Genomic DNA, 19,811 nt, shown 5'->3' with positions numbered 1-19,811 from the left:
ATGCCATCGTCGTTGAACACCGTTTCAGAAGGATGAGCGTTCCATGCAGCAGGAAAACATCGCCGCCATGGCGGAACAAGACATCTCCCGCGAGGTGTTGCTGGAGAAATACGCCAAGAACGGCGAGCAGAGCGTCAGCGAAGTCCGCCACCGCGTCGCCCGCGCGCTGGCGGAGCTGGAAAAGGATCCGGCCCGTTTCGAGCCGCTGTTCTTCGAGGCGCTGGACCACGGCTTCATTCCCGGCGGCCGCATCAACTCCGCCGCCGGCACCGACCTTAGGGCCACGCTGATCAACTGCTTCGTCCAGCCGGTGGGCGACTCGGTATCCGAGACCGAGCACGGCAAGGTCGGCATCTACCAGGCGCTGCTGCAGGCGGCCGAAACCATGCGCCGCGGCGGCGGCGTCGGCTACAACTTCTCGCGCATCCGCCCGCGCGGCGCCCGGGTCAAGGGCACCAACAGCCGCGCCTCCGGCCCCGTCTCCTACATGCGCGTGTTCGACCGCAGCTGCGAAACGGTGGAATCCGCCGGCGCGCGCCGCGGCGCGCAGATGGGCGTGCTGGACGTCAGCCACCCGGACGTGGAGGACTTCATCCACGCCAAGGACCAGGGCGACCTGCGCAACTTCAACATCTCGGTCGGCGTGTCCGACGACTTCATGCGCGCGGTGGAGGCGGACGCCGACTGGCAGCTGACCCACGCGGTGGAGCCGATGTCCGACGCCTTCCCCGACAGCTTCCGCCGCGCAGACGGGCTGTGGGTGTACCGCACCGTGCGCGCCCGCGATCTGTGGCGGCAGATCATGGAATCCACCTACGACCACGCCGAGCCGGGCGTGCTGTTCATGACCCGCATCAACCAGGACAACAACCTGTCCTACTGCGAGGTGATCGAGTCCACCAACCCCTGCGGCGAACAGCCGCTGCCGGACTACGGCTGCTGCGACCTGGGCTCGGTCAACCTGACCCGCCACGTGCGCGCGCCGTTCGGCGACAAGGCCCACTTCGACTTCAAGTCCTTCGAGAAGGTGGTGCGGATGTCCGTCCGCATGCTGGACAATGTGCTGGACCTGACCGTGTGGCCGCTGCCCGAACAGCAGCGCGAGGCGATGAACAAGCGCCGCGTCGGACTCGGCTTCACCGGCCTGGGCGACGCGCTGATCATGCTGAAGATACGCTACGACAGCGAGGAGGGCCGCCGCTTCGCCGCCCGCATCTCGGAGAGCATGCGCGACGCCGCCTACGACGCGTCGGTGGATCTGGCGATCGAAAAAGGCGCCTTCCCGCTGTTCGACGCCGAAAAATACCTGGCCGCGCCGCACTGCGCCAGCCGGCTGCCGGCCAAGATCCAGGCCCGGATACGCAAGCACGGCATCCGCAACTCGCACCTCTTGTCCATCGCCCCCACCGGCACCATCTCGCTGGCCTTCGCCGACAACGCGTCCAATGGCATCGAGCCGCCGTTCTCGTGGTTCTACACCCGCAAGAAGCGGATGGCGGACAACTCGCAGCAGGAATACCTGGTGGAAGACCACGCCTACCGCGTGTGGCGGATGCAGGGCGGCGACACCGCCAAGCTGCCGGACTACTTCGTCTCCGCGCTGGAAATGAGCGCGCTGGACCACATGCGCATGGTCGCCGCCGTCGCGCCCTATGTCGACACCGCCATCTCCAAGACTGTCAACGTGCCGGCCGACTATCCGTTCGAAGACTTCGAAAGCCTGTACCTGGAAGCCTGGCGCAACGGCCTGAAGGGCATCACCACCTACCGCCCCAACAATGTGCTGGGCTCGGTATTGTCGGTGGAGCCGGCCCAGCGCGCCGCCGCGCCGGAAGACCTGTCCGGCGCCGCCAGCGACCCGGACCGCCGCGTGACGCTGAACACCGCCCCGACGCCGGCCTTGTCCAGCCTGAAATGGCCGAACCGGCCCAAGCTGAAGGAAGGCAACCCGTCGTGGACCTTCATGGTGGAAGGCGACGCCGGCGATTTCGCCGTGGTGGTCGGCCACATGGAAAACGGCCGCGCCCAGCCCTTCGAATGCTGGGTCAACGCGACGGATGAGCAACGCGGCCTGTCCGCCATCGCCAAGACGCTGTCGATGGACATGCGCTGCCGCGATCGCGCCTGGCTGGCCGCCAAGCTGGACGCGCTGTCGCGCGCCAACGGCGACAAGCGCTACCGCTTCACGCTGGGCGACAGGACCATACACGCCACCTCGGCCGCCGCCGCGCTGGGCCAGGTGGTGCGCCACCGCGTCGAGCAACTGGGCGCGCTGCGGCTGGAGGAAGGCGAAGCCACCCCGGTGATGGACGCGCTGTTCGCGCGCAAGGAGCCCAAGTCCGGCAGCGACGGCACCATGAGCTGGTCGGTGGACGTGGTCAATCCGCAGACCGGCGACGACTTCGTGCTGTTCGTCAAGGAGCTGGTGCTGCCCAACGGCCAGCGCCGGCCGTACTCGGTGTGGCTGGCCGGCGCCTACCCGCGCGAACTGGACGGCCTGTGCAAGATGCTGTCGCTGGACATGCGGGTGATCGACCCGGCCTGGATCGGCCTGAAGCTGCGCAAGCTGCTGAACTACGCCGAGCCGCAGGGCGACTTCTTCGCCCGCATCCCCGGCATGGAGAAATCGCAAAGCTGGCCATCCACCGTCGCCTACCTGGCGCGGCTGATCATCCACCGCTACGCGATGCTGGGCGTGCTGACCGAGGAAGGCGTGCCGGTGGAGGAAATGGGCGTGATGGCGCCGGAGCAGAGCGACCTGTTCGCCCAGGAAGCCCCCGCCATGCTCAAACCGCTGGCCGGCAAGGCCTGCCCCGAGTGCGGCAACCACGCGCTGATCAAGAAGGACGGCTGCGAGTTCTGCACCGCCTGCGGGCATGTGGGGGCCTGCGGCTGAGCCCGAGAGCACGAAACGCCGGCCGCGCGTCGGCGGCATGAAAAAGAGAGCGGCCGCGGCCGCTCTCTTCGCTCCCTGTATTTATCGCCTGCGGATGCCGCTTCTAAGCACCCGGTACGGAATCGCCGCCCGTTTTCTCAGGCTGCCGCCCAGGCTAGCCGCCGGGCGGGGCCCCGCCGTCACAAGCGGTAGCTTGCGCCCAGCTTGAAACTGCCCAGCCTCGACTTGTCGGTCACACCCTTCACCTTGACCTGGCCGATGCCATCCAGCTCGGCGCGCAGGCTGAGCGACTTGTTCAGATGGTAGGCCGCGCCCAGTCCCAAACCGATGCCCCAGCCCTTGTCCTTGACGCTGGCGTAGCCCGGGTTGGCGCTGCGGAAGTCGCTGTAGATGTAGTTTGCCGACACTTTGCCGTACAGATCGAAAGAATCGCTCAGCGGCAGCAGGCCCAGCACCGCGAAACGCAACGCTTGGTTGCGCATCGCGCCGGCCTTGTCGATCCTGGTTTCGCCCAAGCCCTTCATGAAGCTGGCCTCGGCGGCCAGATGGTCGCCGAAACGGTAGCCGGCGCCCAGCTCCCAGGCCCCGGCAGCCGCATTGCCATCCTTGTTGGAAGTCAGGTCCCTGACACCGTATTGCTGGGCCTTTCTGGCGTCCAGATCCCATATATTGGCCATGCTGGCGATATTGCCGAACACATAGCCCCCCGCATCGGCAGCGTGGGCCAGCAGCGGGGAAATCATCATCACGGAAGCACAAATTATCTTTTTCATGTCTGCTCTTGGGCAAAAGTTGCTTGGAGCAGACATTCTATTTGCGAATCATTGTCACTCCGTTCCGCTTCCTCGATGAAACGTGATGCAATTTGTACAGTTTACGTAAAGCGCGGAACTTTCCATTTCATGCCAACACAACCGGCCGGCGCCGCCCCCGCCGATCTCGGGAAGCGTTGCGAAATGCTTGAAAAGCCGTGGAGACGCCATCGCCTGCCCTCAAGCACCTGGCGCAAGCGCCCGCGGCGGATGGCTGCCGCGCATGTCATCCTTCAGGCTGCGGAAAAATACCATTATCTTGATTTGCTTGACCGCAAGCCTTATAGCTGGCATATCCCATTTGCCCCCTAACCTTGGACCTTCGATGAAAACCTCAATCCCCATCCGCCTGGCTCTCCTCCTGTCGGCCATCACGCTGCCCTGCCAGGCGCTGCGCGCGGAAACCTTCAACCTGAATCTGGGCGCGGTCATCAAGGACGGCATCCACAAAGCGCTGCAGGGCGACCACCCCGATGCAGGAAATCCCGCTGCCGGCTATCCCGCCCCCGGCAAATACGACGGTTCCGACGCCTCGTTCGAGCGCACCATCGTCGTGCAAGCCGATGGCCGATTCGAGCTGGAAGTCCTGCAGAAAGGCAACACCCTCCCGCGACATGCCGGATCGGGAGCAGGCAAGCTGAGCTCGACGGATGGCAAGCAATGGACCTATCGCGAGGACCGCTGCTCGCTGACCGTCGTCCCGCAGGCATCCGCCTTGCAGCTCAAAACCGAGCGCTGCGCCGGCGCCTTCGGCGATGTGCCCTTCGACGGGCTGTACCGGGCGGGCGCCAAACAGGCGCAGGCCGCGGCCAGGGACAAGCGTCTGGCGGCTCAGCTCAACTGCCAGCGGCTGAACTTCGGAGAAAACGGCATCGCCTCCCTGCTGGGCAAGGCGACGCGTTTGCCGGAAAACACGGTATGGGACCAGGAGCTGCCCTTGCCTGACGGCTATGCATTCGGCGGACTGCCGATCCGCTCGGTCAAGCTCTCCGAAACCGATGGCGGCTTCCTGGCCCTGTTCGTCGACGGCGACGCCGCCGCGATCCAGGCGGCGATCAGGAAAGCCCGCGTCAAGGGCGACTACAGCGTGGCGATGCTGCGCAAGATTGGGGAAGCGGGCGGCTATGCTTTCCCTGGCAAGCGTCCGGGACAACCCTATGTGCACTGCCAGAGCAAACAAACGCTGAATGGCGAGTATTGAGCATCCTCCAAGCGCGCGCGGCGTCCTTTGCCATGCCGCCGCGCCCCAGCCTTCCCCTGCGCGCGCTTTCCCTTTCTGATCCATGCCCTCCCGGCTTGGCGCCGCGCCAAACTACAAAACTGTTCTTAAGGACAGATGCAATCGCCAATTTGGCTTCTATATTAACGGCTACCCCAACTAATAGCTGTTAAAACTATCTCAAATAGAATAGACAGCCGGCATTAAATTAAAGACGGGCCGCGCATTCCCGACCGAAGCGCTCGCTCCGTCCCTCCGCGTTCCCGGACAGCCGTTTGCCGTCCCGCCTCCATTGATGGCTCTGCCACACCCCCTCATCGTCCGATTGCGGCGCGCCCAGCGCCATCTCCATGGCCTGTCCCAGCCAGGGACGGAGCTTGCCAGACAAGCAGATGAACACGTTTCCAATAGTCAATCAGGAGCAAAGTCATGAACACTCGTCGCATCTCGCGCTACGCGCTGCTCGCAGCGTTCACCATGGCCGCCGGTTTCTGGGGTATCGCCGCCCAGGCGGCAAGCCAACCCGCCAGCCGTGCCGTGAGGGCGGCCGCCACGGCCGCAGTCGCCCCCGTCGTCACCAAGACCTACAGCGTGATCGTCAATGCAGACGGATCGCTGGCCGCCGGTCCCGCCGGCGCCAGCTCCAACAATTTCGGCGGCAATTACGGCTACTTCGAGGTGATCTTCCCGAGCGATGTCTCGAAGTGCGTGTACACCGCGACTCTGGGCGACCCTACGCCGACCTTCCCGGCATTGGGCTTCATCAGCGTGACGCTGCGCAGCGGCAACCCCAACGGCATCTTCGTTCGGACAGCCGACACCAACGGCACGGCCAACGACCACGCCTTCCATTTGCAGGTGCAATGCTGAGCGCCGCTTCCCGCCGCCTAGCGACGGCATAGCGTAACCGGGCGCCGGGCCGCTCCGCGGCTCGGCGCCGCGTCAGCGGCGGCTGCGGATGCAGTTGATGTAGGAACCGCCCTGCAGCATGTTGATCAGGCCGACGCTGTATTGCGGCTCCACGGCCAGGCTGCCGTCGGACCGCCAGAGGATGCCGTGTTCGGCCATGTATTGCGGCGTCACCTGGGGAGAGCCGTACATCACCAGATTGCGCCGGCGCATATTGGAATTGCTGCGCTCCAGCCCATCCAGCCACAAGGACAGGCCCTGGCTGCCGAAATAGGTCTCGGACGCGCGGCACACGCCCAGGCTGGAGGCATCGGAGCCCGGCTCGTTGGAAAAGGTGCCGGCCCGCAGCAGATTGGCGTCGGCGTCGCGCCCATGCGCGACCAGGAAGCGCTGCACGCTGGCCTCCAGCGTGTCGAACACGAACAGCCGCCCCTCGGTGGACGGACGGCCGTAATCGACCACCGCCCAGTACAGCAGGCTGGCGCGCGGGTGCAGGCTGCGCTGCACCGCGATCATGTCCAGCACCGCCGAATCCGGCAAGCCCTCGCCGCGGCTCAGCTCCAGCAGAATCTCTTCCAGCGTTCCCACATCCCATCCTTGCCTGCGGTTGCGCGGGCCGCATCTTGTCCCTGCCCGCCCCAGCCGAATGCGAGCCGGCGGACAGTTCATCCTAGGCAGGCCCGAATGAGGTGGCAAGCGGCGCGGTGTCTTGAATCCCGCCGGGCGGCACCCATCTTGTCGATGCTCGGCGGCGGAATACCGCGCCCGGGCTCCGGACTGCGCTCGCAGTCGCTATCATCCAATACCGGCCGCCGATGCCATCCCGGGCGGCAATGACCAGGAAAGCATCCCGATGAAGTCTCTCGGCAGGAAAGCGTCCGGCCTCAGGCTGGAAAGAATGCAGGCGTCGTCCCTCTGGTCCGGCAGCGGTTTCCGCAACATCTACCCGATAGAACCCGGCCTGCGCGACCCATCGGCGACCATGCCCTCGCTGCGCGACTTCCTGTGCGGCGGCGAGCGCAGAGTGCCGGGCGCGCCGCTGCCGGCGGACAATCCGCTGGACGCCTGGCGCAAGCCAGCCCAATCCGGCCTGCGCGCCACTTGGCTGGGACACTCCACGGTGCTGATCGAGATCGACGGCTTGCGCCTGCTGACCGATCCGGTATGGGGTTCCCGCGCGTCTCCCACCCGCCTGGCCGGCCCCAAGCGCTTCCAGCCGGTGCCGATCAAACTCAAGCAGCTGCCGCCGCTGGATCTGGTGCTGGTCTCGCATGATCACTACGACCACCTCGACTACCCCACCATCCGCGAGCTGGCCAAGACCGACGTCCCTTTCGTCACCGCGCTGGGCGTGGGCGCGCATCTGGAAGCCTTCGGCGTGAGGCCGGAGCGGATCACCGAGCTGGACTGGTGGGAGAGCTACCAGCACCCGAAAGCCGATCTCACCATCACCGCCACGCCGTCCCAGCACTTCTCCGGCCGGGGCCTGAAAGACCGCAACGCCACGCTGTGGTCGTCGCTGTCCATCCGCAGCGCCCGGCACTCGGTGTTCTTCAGCGGCGATACCGGCTTGTCCGGACAGTTCGCCGAAATCCGCGAACGCATGGGGCCCTTCGATCTGGTGATGCTGGAAGTCGGCGCCCACCATCCCGCCTGGGGCGACATCCACCTGGGGCCTGACAATGCGCTGAAGGCGCTGGAGCTGCTGGGCGGCGGCGCCTTCCTGCCGGTGCACTGGGGCACCTTCAACCTGGCCATGCATGCCTGGGACGCGCCGGCCGAATCCCTGCTGGCCAGCGGCGAAAAAGAGAACGTCCGACTGATGATGCCGCGGCTGGGTCAAGCGATGGAGCCGGCCCACGCCGAACGCGCCCATCCCTGGTGGCGCGAGGTGGACAGCGTGGCGGCGCCCGCCGCGCCAAGCGAGCCGGAAGCGGAAGCGGACGCCCCGCTGCCGAAATCGATGCCCTGGCCTCTGGACTGATCCGCCCAGGCCGCCGCGCGGCGGCCCCCTCTCCACTCCGCGGTTCCAGGTTTCCGGCTCTTTCCGACCAGCCCGTCAGCGGGCAATCCAATGCCTTTGCTCAAAATCAAAAGCGAGCAACCATTTTCTATTGAGTTTTTACTCCAGCTGGGTATATTTAGCAATTGCTGACAAATGTTGGCGTTTTTATAAACCATTTAATATGCTCAGCCATTCGCGACACCAGAATGCTGCGCAGCCCGGGAGTCCGCTCATGATGAAAAGGTTTGCCGCCCTCTCCGCTCTAGCCGCCGCCGCGGCCGGTCTCGCCAGTCCCGCCGCCCAGGCCGGCGCCTTCGCGCCCTATGTCGACATGACCTTGTGGCCGACGCCCCAAATCGACAAGCTGGGCGTCAATCAAGGCATCCAGCAATTCACCCTCGCCTTCGTCGTCGCCAAGGGAGGCTGCGCGCCCTCCTGGGGCGGCGTGCTGGCCATCCCGGGCAGCGGTTCCGACCAGCAACTGAGCGCCATCCGCAACGGCATCAATAATTTCCGCGGCAAAGGCGGCGAAGTGATGGTGTCCTTCGGCGGCGCCAACGGCACGCCGCTGCAACAGGCCTGCACCACCAACGCCAGCCTGCAGGCCGCCTACCAGACCGTGCTGGACACTTACAACCTGTCGCGCATCGATTTCGACATCGAAGGCGGCGCGCAAACCGATACCGCCGCCAACAACCGCAACTTCGCGGTGGTGGCCGCGCTGCAGAAGAACTACAAGGCAAAGGGCAAGACGCTGCATGTATCGCTGACCCTGCCGGCCATGCCTTTCGGCCTGACCCAGGATGGCCAGCGCGTGCTCGCGTCCGCGCTCGCCAACGGCGTGGCGCTGGACACCGTCAACATCATGGCGATGGACTACGGCCAGTCCAATCCGAACATGGGCGCCGCCGCCAAGCAGGCCGCCCAGGCGCTGTACAGCCAGATCGATGCCGCCTACAAGGCCCATGGCCAGACGCTGACCGACGCCCAGCTGTGGCAAAAGGTGGGCGTCACGCCCATGGTGGGCCTGAACGACACCCAGCCGGAAACCTTCACCGTGGACAACGCCAAGGACCTGTACGGCATGGCCAACAGCAATCGCTTCGGGCTGTTGTCGATGTGGTCGATCAGCCGCGACAAGTCTTGCCCCAATAACGGCCATTACGTCGACGCGCAATGCTCCGGCATCGTGCAAACGCCTTACGCCTTCAGCAATGTGTTCAAGGGCTTCAAGGACCACTGGGGCAGCGGCGTCACCCAGGACCCGAATTACGGCGGCGGCGACAACGGCAATGGCGGCGGGCCGGTCAACGGCCAGCCATGGTCGTCGGGCCAGGTCTACAACACCGGCAACACCGTCACCTACTCCGGCGCCACCTGGAAAGCCCAGTGGTGGACCCAGGGCGATGTGCCCGGCCAGGCTTCGGTGTGGCAGCAGCAGGGCGGCGGCTTGCAGCAATGGTCGGCGACCGCCGCCTATTCCGCCAAGGACTGCGCGCTGTACCAAGGCAAGAAGTACTGCGCCAAATGGTGGACCCAGGGCAATCTGCCCGCCGCCGGCGACCCGTGGGTGCTGTCCAACTGAGCGGACGCTCTCCGCAAAAGCCAAGCCGGGCATGCGCCCGGCTTTTTTGAATCCTGCCGATCTAGCCCGGCATATCGGGCTCCACCAGCGCCGCCAGCTGCTTCAGCGACTGCTGCCAGCCCAGATAGCAGTTTTCCGGCGGGATCGCGTCCGGAATGCCTTCCTGAACGATGGAAAGATCGGCGCCGCAGGACAGCGGCGCCAGCGTGATGGTGGTGATCATGTCGCCGGGCAGGCCGGCATCGTCGAAACGGTCGGTGTAGCGGATGCGCTCGCCCGGAACCAGCTCCAGGTAACGGCCGCCGAACGCGTGTTTCTGGCCACTGGCGAAGGCGAGGAATTCCATCTTGTAAGCGCCGCCGACGCGGGCATCATGCTCCAGCACCTTGCAGACGAACCCTTCCGGCGGCAGCCACTTGGCCAGGGCCAGCGGGTCGAGAAAAGCGCGGTAGACGCGCTCCGGCGGCGCGCTCAGCACGCGGTGCAGGCGTATCGTGTTCGGCATGGCTGACTCCTTGTCGGCGAGGAAACAGGCTTTGCGACACGATAGCACACCAGCATGGCGCTATGGTTCCAGATCCCGTTCCATCTGCCAATCGAAAGGCTCCAGCGCAAGCTGCGGGCCATTCAGCCAGCGCGCCGGCACGCAGCCGCAGCGCTCGTAGAACGATACCGTCTCGACGGCCGAGTGCGAGGAAATGTACAGCCGGCGCGCGCCCATCGCCTTGCCGCCGGCCATGCACTGCCGCATCAGCTCGCGGCCCAAGCCGCGGCCCCGACAGCGGGCGTCCACCTGCAGCTCCTTCAATTGCCGATATTCGCCATCCGGCCCCAGCGGCTCCGGCGAGATGGCGGCGAAGGCGGCCAGGCTTTCTCCCTTCATCGCCGCCCACACCCGCCCCGCGTCCGCCATCGCGGCCAGCTCGCGGCACAGCGCCCGCCGCTCGTCCGGCGACCAGTCGTCGATGAAGGGCTCGGCCGCGACGCGCCTGTCGCCGGGCGCGCCGCGATACACCAGCGTCACCTCCTGCCGGCGCTGGAAATCGGCAAGCCAGCGCTCGTCGATGTCGCGCGCGCTCAGGCGGCGGATGGACCAAGGAGAAGAAACGACGATGTCGGAAGCGGGCTGTTTCATCACGGGCAAACAGGATCAGGACATTGCCATTATGCCAGCGAAACGGGCCGCCCTTGCGAGCGGCCCGACTGTCGCGGCGGATATTTACAGGCTGGGGAAAGCGAACTGCGAGGCCTCGTGGCTGGCGCGCTGCGGCCAGCGCTGGGTCACCGCCTTGCGCCGGGTGTAGAAGCGCACGCCGTCCGGGCCGTAGGCGTGCAGGTCGCCGAACAGCGAGCGCTTCCAGCCGCCGAAGCTGTGGTAGGCCACCGGCACCGGCAGCGGCACGTTGATGCCCACCATGCCCACCTCCACCGTGTCGGCGAACAGCCGCGCCGCCTCGCCGTCGCGGGTGAAGATGCAGGTGCCGTTGCCGTATTCGTGCGCGTTGATCAGCGCGATCGCCTCCTCCAGGCTGTTCACCCGCACCACGCACAGCACCGGGCCGAAGATTTCTTCTTTATAAATCCGCATGTCCGGCCTCACGCGGTCAAACAGGCAGCCGCCCAGGAAGAAGCCGCCCTCGTGGCCCGGCACCGTGATGCCGCGGCCGTCCACCACCAGTTCCGCGCCGGCCGCCACGCCGTCGGCGATATAGCCGCTGACCTTGTCCAGATGGGCGCGCGTCACCAGCGGGCCCATGTCCAGACCCGGCGAGGTGCCCGGTCCCACTTTCAAGGCCTGGATCTGCGGCGTCAGTTTGGCGATCAGCGCGTCGGCGGCCTGATCGCCGACGCAGACGGCGACGGAGATCGCCATGCAGCGCTCTCCGCAGGAGCCGTAGGCCGCGCCCATCAGCGCGCTGACGGTATTGTCGAGATCGGCGTCCGGCAGCACCACCGCGTGGTTCTTGGCGCCGCCCAGCGCCTGCACCCGCTTGCCGCGGCGGCTGCCCTCGGCGTAGATGTACTCGGCGATGGGCGTCGAGCCGACGAAGCTGACGGCCTTAACCTCGGGCGCGGCCAACAGCGCGTCCACCGCCTCCTTGTCGCCATGCACCACGTTGAGCACGCCACGGGGCAGGCCGGCCTCGTGCAGCAGGCGGGCGATCAGCAGCGTGGAGCTGGGATCGCGCTCCGACGGTTTGAGGATAAAGGTGTTGCCGCAGGCGATGGCCAGCGGATACATCCACAGCGGCACCATGGCCGGGAAGTTGAACGGCGTGATCCCGGCCACCACGCCCAGCGGCTGGAAATCGCTCCAGGCGTCGATGGCCGGGCCGGCGTTGCGGCTGTACTCGCCCTTCAGCAGCTCCGGCGCGGCGCAGGCGTATTCGACATTCTCGATGCCGCGCTTCAACTCGCCGGCGGCGTCTTCCAGCGTTTTGCCATGCTCGCGGCTGATCAGCGGCACGATCTCCGCCTCATGCTGCTCCAGCAGTTGCTTGAAACGGAACAGCACTTGCGCCCGCTTGGCCGGCGGCGTGTCGCGCCAGGCCGGAAACGCCGCCTGGGCGGCGGCCACCGCCTGCGCCACGGTGGCGGCGTCGGCCAATTGCACCTCGGCGATGGCCTCGCCGGTGGACGGGTTGAAAACCGGCGCGCGGCGGCTGCCGCCGTCGCAAGCCTCGCCGTGGATCAGATGCTGCAAAGTCGTCATTTCAGTTTCTCTTTTATTGGTGACAATCGTTTCAGGCCAGCTTGGCCAGCGTCTCGCCGACAGCGTCGAACAGGCTGTCCAGCTCCTGCGGCGTGGCGGTGAACGGCGGGCCGAACTGCAGCGCGTCGCCGCCGTAGCGGACGTAGAAGCCCTTGCGCCACAGCGCCATCGCCGCCTCGTAGGGCCGCACGATGGCGTCGCCGCCGCTCGGCGCGATCTGCACCGCGCCGGCCAGACCGCAGTTGCGGATGTCGATCACATGCGGCAAGCCTTTCAGGCCGTGAATGCCGCGCTCGAAGTGGGGTGCCAGCTCCGCGGCTCTCGCCACCAGGTTTTCCTGCTCCAGCACATCCAGCGCCGCCAGCGCCGCCGCGCAGGCCACCGGGTGTGCCGAATAGGTATAACCATGAGCGAATTCCACCGCGTACTCCGGCGTGGCCTGTGCCATGAAAGCGTCGTAGATCTCCGAGCTCGCCACCACCGCGCCCATCGGCACCGCGCCATTGGTCAGCTGCTTGGCCAGATTCATGATGTCCGGCGTCACGCCGAAGTGGTCGGCGCCGAACAGCGAGCCGGTGCGGCCGAAACCGGTGATCACCTCGTCGAAGATCAGCAGGATGCCGTGCTGCGTGCAAATCTCCCGCAAGCGCTGCAGATAGCCCTGCGGCGGCACGATCACGCCGGCGGAGCCGGCCATCGGCTCCACAATCACCGCGGCGATATTGGACGCGTCGTGCAGCTCGATCAGCCGCAGCAGATCGTCCGCCAGCTCCGCGCCCTGCTCCGGCAGGCCGCGGCTGAAGGCGTTGGCCGGCAGCAAGGTGTGCGGCAGATGGTCCGCGTCCATCAGCGGGCCGAATAATTTGCGGTTGCCGTTCATGCCGCCCAGGCTGGTGCCGGCGATGTTGACGCCGTGGTAGCCGCGGGCGCGGCCGATCAGCTTGGTCTTGGACGCCTGGCCCTTCAGCCGCCAGTAGGCGCGCGCCATCTTCACCGCGGTGTCCGCGCATTCGGAGCCGGAGTTGGTGAAGAACACGTGGTTCAGCGCGCCCGGCGCCATCGCCGCCACGCGCTCGGCCAGCCGGAACGACAACGGGTGGCCGAACTGGAAGCCGGGCGAATAATCCAGCGTCGACAGCTGGCGATAGGCCGCCTCGGCGATCTCCTTGCGGCTGTGGCCGGCGCCGCAACACCACAGGCCGGACAGGCTGTCGAAGATGCGGCGGCCGTCGGCGTCGGTCAGATAGTTGCCCTCGCCGGACACGATCAACCGCGGATCGCGCTGGAAATTGCGGTTGGCGCTGAACGGCATCCAGTGCGCGCGCAGGTCTAGATGGTCGAATTCGGAACGGGTGGTGAGCGGGTGGTTCATCGCAAGCCTCGCTGGCAGGAATATAGACACAGCATGCCGCGGACATTGCGTGAGTTAAATGCTATCTTTCTTACGTTCAGATTAGTGAATATCAAACCATGAACCGCAAACCGGCGCTGGGCCAGGTCAGCGATTTCGATATCCGGCTGCTGCGGCTGTTCCGCGCGGTGGCGGAGTGCGGCGGCTTCTCCGCCGCCGAGGGCGTGCTGGGCATCAGCCGCTCCGCCATCAGCCTGCAGATGGGCGATCTGGAAAAACGCCTGGGCATCCGGCTGTGCCAGCGCGGCCGCGCCGGCTTCGCCCTCACCGACGAGGGACGCGAGGTGCTGCGCGCCAGCCAGACGCTGCTGGCGGCGCTGGAGGATTTCCGCAGCGAGGTGAATCTGCTGCACCGCCAGCTGCGCGGCGAATTGAACATCGGGATCATCAACAACCTGGTGACGCTGCCCAAGATGCGCATCACCCAGGCGCTGCGCGCGCTGGCCAAGCAGGGACCGGACGTGCGCATCAATATCGGCATGATGACGCCCAGCGACATCGAAACCGGGCTGATGGACGGCCAGCTGCACGCCGGCGTGGTGCCGCTGATCCAGCCCTTGTCCGGGCTCGACTACCTGCCGCTGTACGACGAGCGCTCGCAGCTCTACTGCAGCCGCGAGCATCCGCTGTTCAGCCGGCCGGACGACGCCTTGACGGAAGCGGACCTCGCCGCCGCCGACGCCGTCGCGCCCGGCTACCGCTTGCCGCCGCAGGCGCAGGCGCTGCAACAGCGGCTCACGCCCGCCGCCACCGCCTCCGACCGCGAAGGCATCGCCTTTTTGATCCTCAGCGGCCGCTACATCGGCTACCTGCCGGATCATTTCGCCGCCGGCTGGGTGGCGCAGGGCATGATGCGGCCGCTGCTGCCGGACGTCTGTTCCTACGACGCGCCGCTGGCGCTGGCGGTGCGCAAGGGCCGACGGGCCAACCTGGTGCTGGAACGGTTTCTGCAGGAGCTGGAGCGCAGCGCCTGAGCCTCAAGCCAACAACAGCAATGCGATGCCCAGCGCCGCCGGCAGCCCCTGCACCAACAAGATGCGTCGGTTGGCGGTGGCGGCGCCGAACACGCCGGCCGCCAGCACGCAGGCCAGGAAGAACAGCTTGATCTGGAATCCGGCGGTGCCCAGCCACAGGCCCCACAGCAGGCCGGCGGCAAGGAAGCCGTTGTACAAGCCCTGGTTAGCGGCCAGCACCTTGGTGTCCCGCGCCCGCTCAGGCGTCAGCCGGAAGGTCTTCATGCCCAGCGGCTTGTCCCACAGAAACATTTCCAGGATCAGGAAATAGACGTGCAGCAGCGCCACCAGGGCGATCACGATGCCGGCGGCCAGACTCATCGCTCGTCTCCCGCCAGATTGCGTCGAAAACAGATATCGGACATGAATCCCCCTTGGAAATAGCCCGGGCCAGTTTCGAGCCTGGGCTATCCCGCATATTGCGCCAACGAGGAAACCATGCCAACCGGATTCACGCAGCTTTGGGCGGCTCTTCCGGCGGCGTCCCGGCCGGCTTGGGGTTCACCAGCTTCGGGCGGCGATAGCCGTTCTTTTGCTTCAGCGTGGCCAGCAGAAAGCGGGTATAGGGCTGACAGCCTATCTCGTGGAAATGGAAGCGTATGGTATCGGCGTCAGGCGCCACGCCGCCGCCCGCCTGCAGACAGGCGGCCGCGTTGGCCACCACCTTGTCCGCCTGCTGCCGGCGCGGGTCGTCCGCCGGCAGCGCCAGCTTTTCGTTCAGGCTGGCGATGGCGGCCACGTCAGCCAGGCCCAGGCGGGCCAGCGACGCGCAGTGGTCGCTGAAATGCCGCCAGACGATGGCCTGGCTGCTCAAGCGCAGCACAAACTTGAACGGGAAGCCGGTGCGGATGGACAGCAGCACCGGGTCGGTGCCGATCAGCTGTTCGATGGAATTGACGCCCTCGGCCGACATGCCTGCCGCGATGTCGGCGGTCACGCCCTCCAGCTTGATCAACTGGTCGCTGTTCTGATCCTGCTCGCTGGCGCCGAAACTGCGCGCGGCCAAACGCCGCAGCAATTTCATCAGCACATCCATGGGGAAGGCGCCGATGGCGAAAGCCGTCACCGTCTGCCAGGCCGACACGGCGCCCTCAGTCTGGCTGGAGGCCGCGCTCACCGCCGCGCCTATCGGAATGGCCAGCGTCATGCGCAGCGCGTACCAGTAGACGTCCGCCACATTGAGGCTGCGCCGCCGCACCGCCATCACCATGTCGCTGACCACGAACAAGTAGGCCCCGGCGATGGACGCCGCGACGATCAGGTTGTTCACCGGCAGCGCCAGCCTGCCCATTTCGGCGAACACGAACAGGGTGGTCATGAAAACAATGGCCGCCTGCAACAGAATCAGCGGCGTGATGAAGACCGAACGGCCGTAATGTTCGCGATAAATCCGCTCGAACAGGCTCTCCGCAGCCGCGTCCACCTCCGGCGAATCCGCCGGCGGCGGCCAGTCTTTCAGCAACGACTCCCTATCGGTGCGCGGCTGCCAGAACTGGCGCAGGTAAAAGGCCAACGCGCCATTGTTCAAGCGATTGCGGAACTCCTCGTAGCGCGCGCCCCAGCCTGTGACCAGGAAGCGGACCAAGGGCGCGGCCGCCAAACTACTAGTCAACAACAACAACGTGACATAACCACTTAGGTAGAGCTGAGAAAACTCGCCGGACGCCAGTTGGTGGACGATGCCCAGGCCGGCGGCGTCCAGCGCCAGCACGCACGGCCAGATGCCGTAGTATTTCGGGTCTCTCATGATCTTGCCCTCCGCCGTACGGACTGGCTTTCAGGTTAGACCCTGATAAAAAAATCTCAGCTAGTACAAATAACTAGCGTGGCATCCTCAAGCATGGCTGCCGACGGATGCGGGCAGCCCCGTGAACGGGACGGCTATCGCTTCACGGCGAAAGACGATTCCGCCCTTCGGCCCCGTCGCATCGATAACTCGCCCCATGCTCTGATGGCCTAACAAAGCAGTGGATTTCCAACGCCGCTTGCCGTCATAATCGCAAGCCTGACGCCTGTTTTTCTCCCCGCCTCCAGCCCTGACGCCCGCCCCTGTCCTGCAGTCATACCTGTCCTTTAGTTCAGGTTCGTTAGCGAATGAGAATGTTCGCCTTGTTGACGCGATGCCTCCCACATAAAATGCTGGTTCTTTTCGGTTTTCTCACTTTCAAGTCCTGCTTCAAGGGCGTTTTCGTTTTGGACAATCGATGGACCTTGACACCCTCCTAGCCAGCTTCGCCTCCGCCTTCAATCAAGACCAGCGCCTGCTCACCCTGGAACTGGGCAGCGGACAGGTCGCCGCCGAGCAGCTGCTGCCGCAAAGCCTCAATGGCGAAGAGGGCGTGTCCCAGGCCTACCGCTATCAACTCACCTGCCTCTCCCCCGACGGCGCCATCGAACTCAAGACCCTGCTCGGCCAGGCCGCCCGCATCGGCATCGCCGACGCCCAGGGCCAGGAGACCATCCGCTGCGGCGTGGTCAGCCAGGCCCGGCTGATGGGTTCCGACGGCGGCTTCGCCCAGTACGGCCTCACCATCGAGCCGCCGATCGCGCTGTTGCGCCACCGCAAGACTTCGCGCGTGTTCCAGGACTTGAGCGTGCCGGACATCGTCCAGCAGATCGTCCACGAGCATCAGGCGGCCAACCCGGTGTTCGCCCGCGCGCAGAGCATCGAGTTCAAGGTCGGCCCGGCGCAGCCGCGCAGCTATTGCCTGCAGTACCGCGAGGACGACTTCAGCTTCATCGTCCGCCTGCTGCACGAGGAGGGTTACGCCTGGCGCTTCGAGCACGTGGACGGAGACAGCCCCCAGGTCAAGCTGGTGGTGTTCGACGACGCCTACAGCCTGCCGCCGGCCGAGGTGGAGCGGGTGCGCTTCCACCGCAGCGACGCGACGGAAGAGGAAGACGGCCTCACCGACTGGAGCGCCGCGCGCCAGATCGTGCCCGGCAACGTGGCGCTGGCCACCTTCGACTACCAGCCGGTGTCCACCCAGCACACCGGCGACAGCAGCCAGATCGACCAGGGCCCGGGCGGCCAGGCGCTGCAGTCCAGCCTGCAGGACTACGATCCGCAGGGCCTGTACTACGCCGGCGACGCCGAGCAGTTGAGCCACTACGCCCGGCTGCGCCAGCAGGCGCACGACCTGCAGGCCAAGACCTTCGAAGGCGCCGGCTCCATCCGCGGCCTGACCGCCGGCCAGTGGTTCCGCCTGGACGACCACCCGGCGCACGAGGCCGACAGCCACGAACAGCGCGAATTCGTCGTCACCGGCCAGACGCTGCAGGTGCGCAACAACCTGCCGACCGATCTGCAGTCCATCCTGCCGACGGGCGACAAAGCCGACGCCCCGTTCCGCACCCGCATCCAGGCCCAGCGCCGCGGCATCCCGCTGACCCCGGCCTATGCCGGCACAGAACACGCCAAACCGAAATCGCGCGGCGTCCAGACCGCCACCGTGGTCGGCCCGGCCGGCGAGGAAGTCCACACCGATCAACACGGCCGCATCAAGGTGCAATTCCACTGGCAGCGGCCGGACGAACACCCGACCATCGGCGCCGCGCTGGACGACAAATCCTCCTGCTGGCTGCGCGTGGCGATGCCGTCGGCCGGCGCCGGCTGGGGCCACCAGTTCATCCCGCGCATCGGCCAGGAAGTGCTGGTCGATTTCATCGAAGGCGACATCGACCGGCCGGTGATCACCGGCGTCTTGTACAACGGCAGCCACCCCACGCCCGACTTCAGCGGCGCCGGCAGCCTGCCGGCCAACAAGACCCTGTCCGGCATCAAGTCGAAAGAACACCAGGGCGGCGGCTACAACGAGCTGCTGTTCGACGACACCCCCGGCGAAGTGCGCGCCAAGCTGTCCAGCGAGCCGGGCAAGACCCAGCTCAACCAGGGCTACCTCGCCCACCCGCGCAGCAACGGCAAGGCCCAGCCGCGCGGCGACGGCTTCGAGCTCAGAACCGACCACCACGGCGCCATCCGCGCCGCCCACGGCCTGCTGCTCACCACCGAAGCGCAGAACGGCGCGTCCGGCAAACAACTGGCGCGCGAGCACGCGCAAAGCCAGCTCGACGCCGCCTTGAGCCTATCGCAAGCCTTGGCCGAAACCGCCAGCGGCCAGTTGGCCGACACCATGGAAACCGGGCCCGACGAAATCGGCCCGGACAACGCCAAGGCCGGCAAGAAAACCGACGGCCACCTGCAACACCACGCCGACGCGCTGAAGGCTTGGGAAGCCGGCAGCAACACCGATAAGGACGGCAAAACCGCCAAGGACCAAGCCGGCCAGCAGCCGCTGCTGGTGCTGTCCGCCCCAGCCGGCATCGCCAGCCTGACCGAACAAAGCCAGACCGTCTCCGCCGGCCAGAACCTGAACCTGATCGCCCAGCGCGACGCCAACCACACGACGGGTCGGCGCTGGCTGCACAACGTCGGCCAGCACATCAGCCTGTTTGTGGCCGGGGTGAAGGACAAGGTGGCGCTAAAGCTGATCGCGGCCAAGGGCAAGGTGCAGGTGCAGGCGCAAAGCGACGCGATGGAGCTGACGGCGGATAAGGAGCTGACCATCACCTCCGCCAAGGGCAAGGTGCAGATCGCCGCCAGCCAGGAAGTGCTGCTCACCAGCGGCGGCGGCTACATCCGCATCGCCGGCGGCAATATCGAAATCCACTGCCCCAGCGAAGTGAGCGTCAAGGGCGCCAGCCATAGCCTGAGCGGCCCGGCCAGCCTCAGCACCCCCACCCCGGCATTCGCCAAGCCCGGCACCGGCAATCTGCAGGTGATCCACGAATTCGCCAATGGTTTCTCGATGAACCAGGGCAAGTTCGTCGTCACCGACGCGCTGGGCGTCAAACACAAGGGCGTGCTGGACGAGGCCGGCAAGGCGATGGTGCACGGCTTGCCGGTGGGCCCCGCCCAGGTCGATTTCCTGGGCCGGCCGCACAAGGACAAGGCCGACATCTTCCCCTTCGTAGAGCAGCCCGAAGCCGCCTTGCAACAAATGGGCGAAACGGTAAAAGGCAAAGCCATGCAAGAACTGGGCAGCACGCTAGGCAAAACCAGCCCGCAATTGGCAAATGCGATGGGCCAAGCCAGCGCCATGGCCGGCCAGGCGCAGCAAGCCCTCGCCCTTGCGCGCAACCCGCAAAGCGCTATTCCCGCCTTGGCCGCCAAAGCCAAGGAAGTGCTTGCGTCAAAAGCGCAAGGCGCGCTGCCCAGCCTGCCCAAACTGTTCTGACATCACAAAAT

The 19,811-nt window shown here is 66.1% G+C and carries 16 protein-coding genes; 8 read left to right on the top strand and 8 right to left on the bottom strand.

The features are described 5' to 3' along the window. Positions 1-43 precede the first annotated feature (43 nt). On the top strand, positions 44-2,896 hold the full coding sequence (locus tag CV_RS07065; protein WP_011134998.1) for an adenosylcobalamin-dependent ribonucleoside-diphosphate reductase: 2,853 nt from the start codon (positions 44-46) through the stop codon (positions 2,894-2,896). A 179-nt stretch (positions 2,897-3,075) separates the two neighbouring features. Here CV_RS07065 and CV_RS07060 read toward each other — a convergent pair whose 3' ends face one another. Then, positions 3,076-3,669, bottom strand: coding sequence for a porin family protein (locus CV_RS07060; protein WP_158303303.1), 594 nt, complete (start codon positions 3,667-3,669; stop codon positions 3,076-3,078). 75 nt (positions 3,670-3,744) lie between these two features. Here CV_RS07060 and CV_RS23420 point away from each other — a divergent pair, with 75 nt between their 5' ends. From CV_RS23420 to CV_RS22080, 3 genes are all read left to right on the top strand, one after another. Further along, positions 3,745-4,020, top strand: a complete 276-nt coding sequence (locus tag CV_RS23420; RefSeq protein WP_139791268.1) for a hypothetical protein — start codon at positions 3,745-3,747, stop codon at positions 4,018-4,020. Between the two features lie 13 nt (positions 4,021-4,033). After that, entirely contained in the window at positions 4,034-4,909 is an 876-nt protein-coding gene (locus CV_RS22085) for a hypothetical protein (RefSeq protein ID WP_052278785.1), read from the top strand. Positions 4,910-5,356: 447 nt separating this feature from the next. After that, positions 5,357-5,797, top strand: coding sequence for a hypothetical protein (locus tag CV_RS22080; protein ID WP_011134995.1), 441 nt, complete (start codon positions 5,357-5,359; stop codon positions 5,795-5,797). Positions 5,798-5,869: 72 nt separating this feature from the next. On the opposite strand, the gene CV_RS07040 is transcribed toward CV_RS22080, so the two are convergent. After that, the gene (locus CV_RS07040) at positions 5,870-6,424 is read right to left on the bottom strand and encodes a murein L,D-transpeptidase catalytic domain-containing protein (protein WP_011134994.1); all 555 of its coding nucleotides are present in this window, start codon (positions 6,422-6,424) and stop codon (positions 5,870-5,872) included. Between the two features lie 265 nt (positions 6,425-6,689). Between CV_RS07040 and CV_RS07035 the strand changes: the two genes are divergently transcribed. Beyond that, entirely contained in the window at positions 6,690-7,820 is a 1,131-nt protein-coding gene (locus tag CV_RS07035) for an MBL fold metallo-hydrolase (protein ID WP_043595731.1), read from the top strand. A 253-nt stretch (positions 7,821-8,073) separates the two neighbouring features. Next, positions 8,074-9,426, top strand: coding sequence for a chitinase (locus tag CV_RS07030; protein WP_011134992.1), 1,353 nt, complete (start codon positions 8,074-8,076; stop codon positions 9,424-9,426). Between the two features lie 61 nt (positions 9,427-9,487). Here the strand turns inward: CV_RS07030 and CV_RS07025 are convergent, their stop codons facing one another. The 4 genes from CV_RS07025 to CV_RS07010 all read right to left on the bottom strand — a co-directional run bounded on the left by CV_RS07025 (position 9,488) and on the right by CV_RS07010 (position 13,511). Next, complete coding sequence (locus CV_RS07025; RefSeq protein ID WP_011134991.1) at positions 9,488-9,931, bottom strand: SRPBCC family protein; 444 nt, start codon at positions 9,929-9,931, stop codon at positions 9,488-9,490. A gap of 60 nt (positions 9,932-9,991) precedes the next feature. Continuing rightward, a complete protein-coding gene (locus tag CV_RS07020) occupies positions 9,992-10,561 on the bottom strand; it encodes a GNAT family N-acetyltransferase (protein WP_080508942.1) in 570 nt (189 codons plus the stop codon). 84 nt (positions 10,562-10,645) lie between these two features. Beyond that, positions 10,646-12,139 (bottom strand): CoA-acylating methylmalonate-semialdehyde dehydrogenase, encoded by a 1,494-nt coding sequence (locus CV_RS07015; protein WP_011134989.1) that lies wholly within the window; start codon positions 12,137-12,139, stop codon positions 10,646-10,648. A 31-nt stretch (positions 12,140-12,170) separates the two neighbouring features. After that, positions 12,171-13,511 carry an aspartate aminotransferase family protein gene (locus CV_RS07010; protein ID WP_011134988.1) on the bottom strand — a complete coding sequence of 447 codons (1,341 nt, stop codon included), beginning with the start codon at positions 13,509-13,511 and terminating at the stop codon, positions 12,171-12,173. Between the two features lie 98 nt (positions 13,512-13,609). Here CV_RS07010 and CV_RS07005 point away from each other — a divergent pair, with 98 nt between their 5' ends. Then, positions 13,610-14,524, top strand: coding sequence for a LysR family transcriptional regulator (locus CV_RS07005; protein WP_011134987.1), 915 nt, complete (start codon positions 13,610-13,612; stop codon positions 14,522-14,524). A gap of 3 nt (positions 14,525-14,527) precedes the next feature. On the opposite strand, the gene CV_RS07000 is transcribed toward CV_RS07005, so the two are convergent. Together CV_RS07000 and CV_RS06995 are read right to left on the bottom strand one after the other, a co-directional pair. After that, positions 14,528-14,884: a DUF1304 domain-containing protein gene (locus CV_RS07000; protein ID WP_011134986.1), complete on the bottom strand. Its 357-nt coding sequence runs from the start codon at positions 14,882-14,884 to the stop codon at positions 14,528-14,530. Positions 14,885-15,014: 130 nt separating this feature from the next. After that, entirely contained in the window at positions 15,015-16,310 is a 1,296-nt protein-coding gene (locus CV_RS06995) for a hypothetical protein (RefSeq protein ID WP_011134985.1), read from the bottom strand. Positions 16,311-16,767: 457 nt separating this feature from the next. Here CV_RS06995 and CV_RS06990 point away from each other — a divergent pair, with 457 nt between their 5' ends. Further along, a complete protein-coding gene (locus CV_RS06990) occupies positions 16,768-19,800 on the top strand; it encodes a type VI secretion system Vgr family protein (protein ID WP_011134984.1) in 3,033 nt (1,010 codons plus the stop codon). The last annotated feature ends 11 nt before the right edge of the window (positions 19,801-19,811 follow it).

It is taken from the genome of Chromobacterium violaceum ATCC 12472, from assembly GCF_000007705.1.
Classification (GTDB): domain Bacteria; phylum Pseudomonadota; class Gammaproteobacteria; order Burkholderiales; family Chromobacteriaceae; genus Chromobacterium; species Chromobacterium violaceum.
Note: the sequence above shows the minus strand (reverse complement) of the source record. Positions and strands in the feature narration are given on the sequence as shown.